Annotated in this window: 1 protein-coding gene; it reads left to right on the top strand. The window is 71.1% G+C overall.

Features of this window, described 5'->3' with window-relative positions; genetic code table 11:
* Positions 1-8,286: beta strand repeat-containing protein (locus MFF42_RS17745; protein ID WP_238256933.1), on the top strand; the 8,286-nt coding region annotated here is incomplete at both ends.

Raw genomic sequence — 8,286 nt, 5'->3', positions numbered from 1 at the left:
TGACGCTCGGCGGCCGCTACACGCTCGACTCGCTGATGATCGACCTAGCCGGGGGCGACAACAGCCTGACGGCGGCGGGCCTCTACACGATGGGCGGCGCGCTCGCGATCCGCACCGGCACGGGCCGCGACGTCATCGACCTCCAGGGCAGCTACACCGCCGGCTCGATGGAGATCGATGCGGGCGACGGCCAGAACGACATCACCCTGACCGGCACCTACCGGATCACGGATGCCTTCACGATCCGCGGCGGGTCGGGCAGCGATACACTGCTGGATGTCCGCACGTCCGGCGGCGTGACGAGCCGGGCCGACGTCCGGGCCGGCTCGCTCTCGATCGATCTGGGCGACGGCAACAACACCCTGCGGCTCTCGGGCGACTACGCGACCCCGTCGGGGGCGACCACGATCCGCACCGGTTCGGGCGACGACAGCATCGATCTGCAGGGCAACTACACGGCGAAGTCGATGAGCGTCGATGCCGGCGCCGGCACCAACGCGCTGACTCTGACCGGCACCTATCGCGTCTCCGATTCCCTGACGATCACGGCCGCGGGCGGCAACGACACGCTGACCGACCTGCGCGCGGTGAGCGGCACGGTGGCGAAGGCCGATATCGAGGCGGCATCGCTCGCGATCTCCCTCGGCGACGGCGACAACACGACCACCCTGGCCGGCAAGTACACGATCGGCAACGCCTTCTACCTGACCGGCGGGGCCGGCATCGACCGTCTGACCGACCACCGCCTCGCGGGCGCCGTGGTCACGGACGCCATCGAACTCTCGGCGGCCTCGATCACGATCACGCTCGGCGGCGGCGCGAACCGCGTCGCGCTCGCCGGCAGCCACGAGGCGAGGACGGGGGCGTTCACCCTGACCGCCGGGACCGGCGACGACACCGTCATCGACGCGGCCCTGGTCGGCGGCGTCGCCGTGAAGACTGCGACGATCAAGGGCGCCAGCGTCGCCATCGATCTCGGCGCGGGCGACAACGCGCTGACGCTGCTCGGCACCACCATCGCCACCTCGACGCTGGCGCTGACCAGCCTCGGCGGGCGCGACCAGTTCGCCCTGCGCGGCCGGGTCCGCGCGGCGGCGACGACGATCAAGCTCGGTGCGGGCGACGACACGCTCGACCTCGCCGTCAGCGAGATCGCCGGCCAGACCCGGGTGCTCGGCGAGGACGGAGCCGACCGGATCAACGTCGATCGCCTGCCCTCGCTCACCAGCAAGACCGGCACGGGCACCGACACCCTCGACATCGACGGCGGCCAGGACACGGACACGATCCGCATCCAGGTGAACGGCGCGTCGTCCTACCGCATCAACGTCACGGATTCCGGCAATCCGGACCGCGGCGTCGACACCCTGACCATCCTCGGCACGGATGCCGCGGACCAGTTCCTGCTGCGGCGCAACTTCGTGGCGCTCCTCCACCCGAACGCCGACGGCACCTACCCGGCGGACGCCGTCGTCGAGCGGATCAACTACGACATGAGCGTCAACGGGCGCGTCGTCGTCGAGGGCAGCAAGGGCGACGACCGCTTCGCGCTCGACGACACCGCGGCGCTGATGACCATCGACGGCGGCGAGGGCAACGACTTCTTCCAGGTCGGCCAGGTCTTCGCGAGCCTGCGCGACACGGCCAACGGCCTGCTCGGCGAGGACGTGTTCGAGACCACGCCGCTGTCCTTCGGCGGCCACCTCTCCCGCGGCATCTCGATCCCGGCGTTGATCTACGGCGGCACCGGCGACGACACCTTCCAGGTCTACTCGAACAAGGCGGACCTGCGCCTCGAAGGCGAGGACGGCGACGACACCTTCATCGTGCGCGCCTTCGCCCTGTCCGGCTCGAACCCGCAGGACAACAAGATCAAGCTCAATGCCGGCGCCGGCAACGACCGGATCGAGTACAACATCAACGCGCCGCTCGATATCGACGGCGGCACCGGCTTCAATAAGATCGTCGCCCTCGGCACCGAGTTCGCCGACACCTTCGTCGTGACCAAGGACGGCATCTTCGGTGCCGGCCTGTCGATCCGCTTCACCAACATCCAGGCGGTGGAGGTCGACGGCCTGGAGGGCGACGACACGTTCTACGTGCTCTCCACGCCGCCGGGCGTCGTCACCACCCTGATCGGCGGGACGGGCAGCGATACCTTCAACGTTGCCGGCGACGTCAGCGGCGAGGTCGTGGCGCGCGATGCCAAGGGCAATTCGGCGGTCATCAACCACACCGCGGCGAGCACCGATCCGCGCTACGACGGCCTGTTCGTGCCGGGCATCACCGCCTCGGTCGCCACGGCGGACCGCGGCAGCGTCAGCGACGGGGGCGGCCTGACGCTGCGCGAGGATTCGGCGATCACGACGCCGAACGCCGAGGGCAGCAGCACCGGCTCCTACAAGGTCGCGCCGCCCGCCCCGACGCGGACCCCGCTCGGCCAGAACGACTGGGCGGTGCTCACTGTCTCCGCGGCGCAATCCTCGGCGCAGATGCGGGCGCTGGCCGGGAACGCCGGAACGGTCGAGGTCTCGCTCGACGGCATCACGTGGTCGGATGCCCTGACGCTCCGCTTCACCACCGTCCTCAGGAACGGCGTCTACGTCTGGACGCCGGAGCAGACCGTCCTCGTCCGCGCCAAGTCGGACACGGCCGCCGAGGGCGAGCAGAGCGTGGCCATCGGCCACTCGGTCGTCAGCTCCAACGACGAGGTGAACACGACCTACGTCCGCACGACGCTGGTGAAGGTCATCGACAACGACAAGCCGGGCCTGATCATCGTCGAGAGCGGCGGGAGCACCTCGATCATCGAGATGACCCGCGGCCGGGCCGCCCAGGCGCAGAACCAGGACGGCTACACCGTCGTCCTCAACAACCCGCCGCTGGCGAACGAGACGGTCACCGTCACCCTCAGCGTGCCGCGGGACCGGCTGTCGCAGCTCGTCTTCACCGACGCGTCGGGCAACGTCCTGCCGACCGACGGGGACGGCTTCGCGTACCTCACCTTCAACGCCGGCAACTGGAACCAGCCGCAGACCGTGCGCGTGTCGTCGCCGGCCGACGACACGCCCGAGAACCGCTACATCGCGGAGATCACCCACATCGTGAAGAGCGAGATCGCCGGCGCGGGCGGCGAGGGCTTCTTCAAGGCGGCGCTCGTCGGCGCTCCGGTGGTGCGCGTCCAGGTGACGGACGGCAACACGGCGGGCGTCGTGGTGACCCCGGCCGAGGGCGGCGTCGTCGTGACGCCGGGCCAGCCGTCCTACTACGACGTGGTTCTGACGACCGCGCCGCGCGGATCGGTGACGATCACCCTGGCGGGCGACGGCCAGACCCTCACGGACAGCGCCGACCCGCGCTTCACCCGGGCGACGGCCACGACCCCGGCCACGATCACCTTCGACGCGTCGAACTTCGACCGGGCCGTGCGCGTCAAGGTGCTGAGCAACCCCGACGCCACGAAGGTGACCTCGGACCTCAAGACCTTCTCGCGCCAGACGCACGAGCTCAGCCGCATCGAGGGGCCGCTGGTCCTGCTCGGCGGCGTCGGCCCCGACAGCCGCTCCCTGACCCCGGCGATCGTCCTGCCCGGCGAGAGCAACCGCCTGGTCACCCGCGACATCGCCACCGATCCGACCAAGAAGGACTTCGACAAGGTCTCGCTCTTCAACGACTCCACCACCGCGGGCGTGGACGGCGTGGTGAGCGCCGACCACATCTCCGGCTTCGGAATGTCGCAGAACGACATCAACACGTCGGCGAGCGGCAGCGCCACCAACGTGACGTTCAAGGGCGGCGTCACCTACCGCGACATGTCCTCGGTCGAGCTTCTGCTCGGCTCGGGCGCCGACAAAGTCACGGTGAAGGGCACGGCGCTCGACACCCTGACGGCAATCCATGGCGGCGGCGGTGCCGACCGGATCACCGTCGAGGCGTCGGCGGGCACGCTCGCCCTGTTCGGCGACACCAGCGCCGACCGCAGCCGCTACAGCGCCACCGACAGCGTCCGGACCGGCGGTGCCATCGCCTTCCGCGACGAGGGCACGGTCGATGCCGACGCCTCCATCGTCAGCCTCGACGACGTCATCGACGCCTCGGGCGCGACCGGCCTCGTCATCATCGACGGCGGCGCGGGCAACGACACGATCAAGGGCGGAAGCGGCCGCAACCTCATCGCCGGCGGGACCGGAAACGACTCGATCGCGGGTGGTGCGGGCGCCGACGTCATCCTCGGCGATTCGAGCTTCAACCTCGACGACGTGAAGCGCATCGTCACGATCGCCGATCCGTTCGTCGATCAGCCGCGGGCCGCGGGCACCGACACGATCGACGCCAAGGGCGGCGACAACGTCATCGTCGGCGACCACGGCCAGATCTACCAGGACGGCTCGGCGACCGCCGGCATCGCCCTGACCGGCACCCACGCCATCACCCGGGTGGTCTCGACCCATCCGGGCGTCGGCGGCGGCGACACGATCACCGCGAACGACGGAAACACCGTGATCATCGGCGGCTTCGGCGCCGACGCGATCACGGCGGGGGCCGGCAACCACGTCATCCTCGGCGACAACGGCGAGGCCGTGTTCGCGGGCAGCGTGCTGGCGAGCCTGCGCAGCACCACCGGCGCGACCGGCGGCGACGACACGATCACGGCGAGCGACGGCGACACCACCATCATCGGCGGCGCGGGCAAGGACGGCATCACCGTCGGCACCGGCACCCACGTGATCCTGGGCGATACCGGCGAGGCGCGCTTCGTGCCCGGTACGCGCACCGTCGGCGGCGTGACGGTTCCGGTCCCGGTCCTGGTCTCCATCAAGACCGCGGACGACGAGGCCGCGATCGGCGACGACGACCGCATCGTGACCGGCGACGGAAACGTCACCGTCATCGGCGGCGCGGGCGCCGACACGATCACCCTCGGCAAGGGCCGGCAGGTGGTCCTCGGCGACAGCGGCTCGGCGACCTTCGCGGACGGCAAGATCGCGGCGATCACCTCCGTCGCCACCGGTGTCGGCGGCAACGACACGATCACGGCAAGCGACGGCGACACCACCATCATCGGCGGAGCCGGCGACGACACGATCGAGGTCGGCGCGGGCAACCACGTGATCCTCGGCGACAGCGGCACGGCCGCGTTCGACGCCGGCACCCTCGTCACGATCGAGAGCCTCGATGCGGGCATCGGCGGCGACGACGTCATCACCGCCAGGGACGGCAACATCACCGCCATCGGCGGCGCGGGCGCCGACCGGATCACGCTGGGCAAGGGCAGCCAAGTCGTGCTTGGCGACAGCGGCTCGGCCACCTTCGTGGACGGCAAGATCGCGACGATCACCGCGGTCGCGACCGAGATCGGCGGCACCGATACGATCACCGCGAGCGAGGGCGACACCACCATCGTCGGCGGCGTCGGCGGCGACACGATCGAAGTCGGCGCGGGCAACCACGTGATCCTCGGCGACAGCGGCAAGGCCGTCTTCACCGCGGGCAAGCTCGCCTCGGTCGAGAGCATCGATCCGGGCATCGGCGGCGGCGACGTCATCGAGGCCAAGGACGGCAACGCCACCGTCATCGGCGGCGCGGGCGCCGACCGCATCACCCTCGGCCGCGGCACGCAGGTGGTGCTCGGCGACAGCGGCTCGGCCCTCTTCGCCGACGGCGCGATCGCGTCGATCACCGCGACCGCGACCGATGTGGGCGGCGACGACACGATCACGGCGACCGGCGGCGACACCACCATCATCGGCGGCGCGGGTGCCGACACGATCAAAGTCGGCGCCGGCAACCACGTCATCCTGGGCGACAGCGGCAAGGCGGTGTTCCGCAACGGCCGCGCCCAGCGCATCGAGTCGATCACGCCCGAGATCGGCGGTGCCGACACCATCACCGCCGAGGACGGCGAGTCCCGGATCATCGGCGGCGCGGGCGGCGACGCGATCACCACCGGCGCGGGCAACCACGTCATCCTCGGCGACAGCGGCGAGGCCGACTTCACCGTGGCCGTAACGGGCGCGGTGACCACGAGCGTGCTCGCGCGCATCGCCACCACGGCGACCGCCATCGGCGGGGCCGACACCATCACCTTCGGTGCCGGCAGCAACGTCGTGCTCGGCGGCGCGGGCGGCGACACGATCAAGGGCGCCGACAGGGGCGCGGTGGTCCTGGGCGACAACGGCATCGTCACCTTCGACGCCGACGGCCGGATCCGGCGCGCGCTGTCGATCGACACCGAGATCGGCGGCGACGACACCATCACCATCGGCGACGGCGACAACGTCGTGCTCGGCGGGACGGGCCGCGACGCCATCACGATCGGCAACGGCGACAACGTCGTGCTCGGCGACAGCGGTCAGGCCGATTTCGAGGCCGGCATCATCGTCGAGATCACCAGCAATAGCCCCGAGGTCGGCGACCGCGACACGATCGCCGTCGGCAGCGGCCGCAACACCGCGATCGGCGGTGCGGGCGCGGACACGATCAGCGCCGGCATCAAGGACGGCGTGAAGGTCGGCACGGCCACCAACGTCATCATCGGCGATGCCGGCCATGCCCGGTTCACCGCCGCCGGCCTGCCGATCCTCGTCGAGACCACCGACGACAAGGTTGGCGGGGACGACACGATCACCGTGGGCGACGGCGTCGCCGTGATCCTCGGCGGCTCGGGCGGCGACGCCATCGCCGCCGGCAACGGCCGCGGCACGGTGCTCGGCGACAACGGCCAGGCGACCTTCGACGCGCAGGGCCGGGTGCTCCGGGTGGCGACCACCGCCGCCACGGCCGGCGCGCGGGACGAGATCACCCTCGGCGACGGCGGCAGCGTTGTCATCGGCGGCGTCGGCGCGGACGCGATCCGCACCGGCTCGGGCGCGGACGTGATCCTCGGCGACAACGGCGGCGCCGTGTTCGCGGACGGCGTCCTCGTCTCCGTCGAGACGATGGAATCCAGCTTCGGCGGCGGCGACACCATCGCGGCGGGCGAGGGCGACAACGTGGTCTTCGGCGGCGTCGGCGCCGACGACATCACCACGGGAGCCGGCCTCGACATCATCCTCGGCGACGACGGCACGGCGACTTTCGCGCAGGGCAAGCTGGTGCGCGTCTCGACCAAGAACGAGAGCGTGGCGGGCGACGACACGATCCGCGCGGGCGACGGCGACAACGTCGTGCTCGGCGGCTCGGGCAGCGACGCCATCACCACCGGCATCGGCGCCGACCTCGTGTTCGGCGACAACGGCGCCGTCGACTTCGTGGACGGCGTCCGCCGGGAGGCTCTCAGCGAGCGGGTCGGCGGCGGCGGTCGCGACACGATCAGCACCGGAGCGGGGGCCGACCTCATCCTCGGCGGCCTCGGCGGCGACACGATCGATGCGGGCAAACTCGACAGCGACGACGACATCGTCTTCGGCGACAACGCCCACATCACCTTCGACGCTCAGGGCCGCGTCACGCTCGCCGAGACCGTCGATCCGACGCTCGGCGGCGACGACGAGATCCAGGCCGGCGCGGGCGCCAACCTGATCCTCGGCGGCTCGGGCTCCGACACCATCACCACCGGCACCGGCGCGGACATCGTGCTGGGCGACAACGGCTTCGTGACCTTCGCGGGCGGGATCCGCCTGGAAGCCATGAGCGACCTGTCGGGCGGCGCGCGCGACACCATCGTCACCGGTGACGGGGCCGATCTCGTGATCGGCGGCCTGGGCGGCGACACCATCGATGCCGGCAAGGACGACAGCGACGACGACATCGTCTTCGGCGACAACGGCCACGTCACCTTCGACGAGCAGGGTCGGGTGACGCTCGCCCAGAGCACCGATCCGACCAGCGGGGGCGACGACAGCATCGAGGTCGGCGGCGGCGACAACCTCGTCATCGGCGGCGCCGGCTCCGACACGGTCACCACCGGTGCCGGCACGGACATCGTGCTGGGCGACAACGGCTTCGTGACCTTCGCAGGTGGAATCCGCCTTGAGGCCAAGAGCGATCCGTCGGGCGGGGCGCGCGACACGATCCAGACCGGCGCGGGCGCCGATCTCATCATCGGCGGCCTGGGCGGCGACGTGATCGACGCCGGCAAGGACGACAGCGACGACGACGTCGCCTTCGGTGACGGCGGTCACGTCACCTTCGACGGCCTCGGCCGGGTGACGCTCGCCGAGACCACCGACCCGACCAGCGGCGGCGACGACCGGATCGAGGCGGGCGACGGTGCCAACCTCGTCCTCGGCGGGGCCGGCTCCGACACGGTCACCACCGGTGCCGGCACGGACATCGTGCTGGGCG

This window comes from Methylorubrum podarium (genome assembly GCF_022179745.1).
GTDB classification, from domain to species: domain Bacteria; phylum Pseudomonadota; class Alphaproteobacteria; order Rhizobiales; family Beijerinckiaceae; genus Methylobacterium; species Methylobacterium podarium.
The sequence above is the reverse complement of the archived record's forward strand: the minus strand, read 5'-3'. Positions and strand labels throughout refer to the sequence as shown.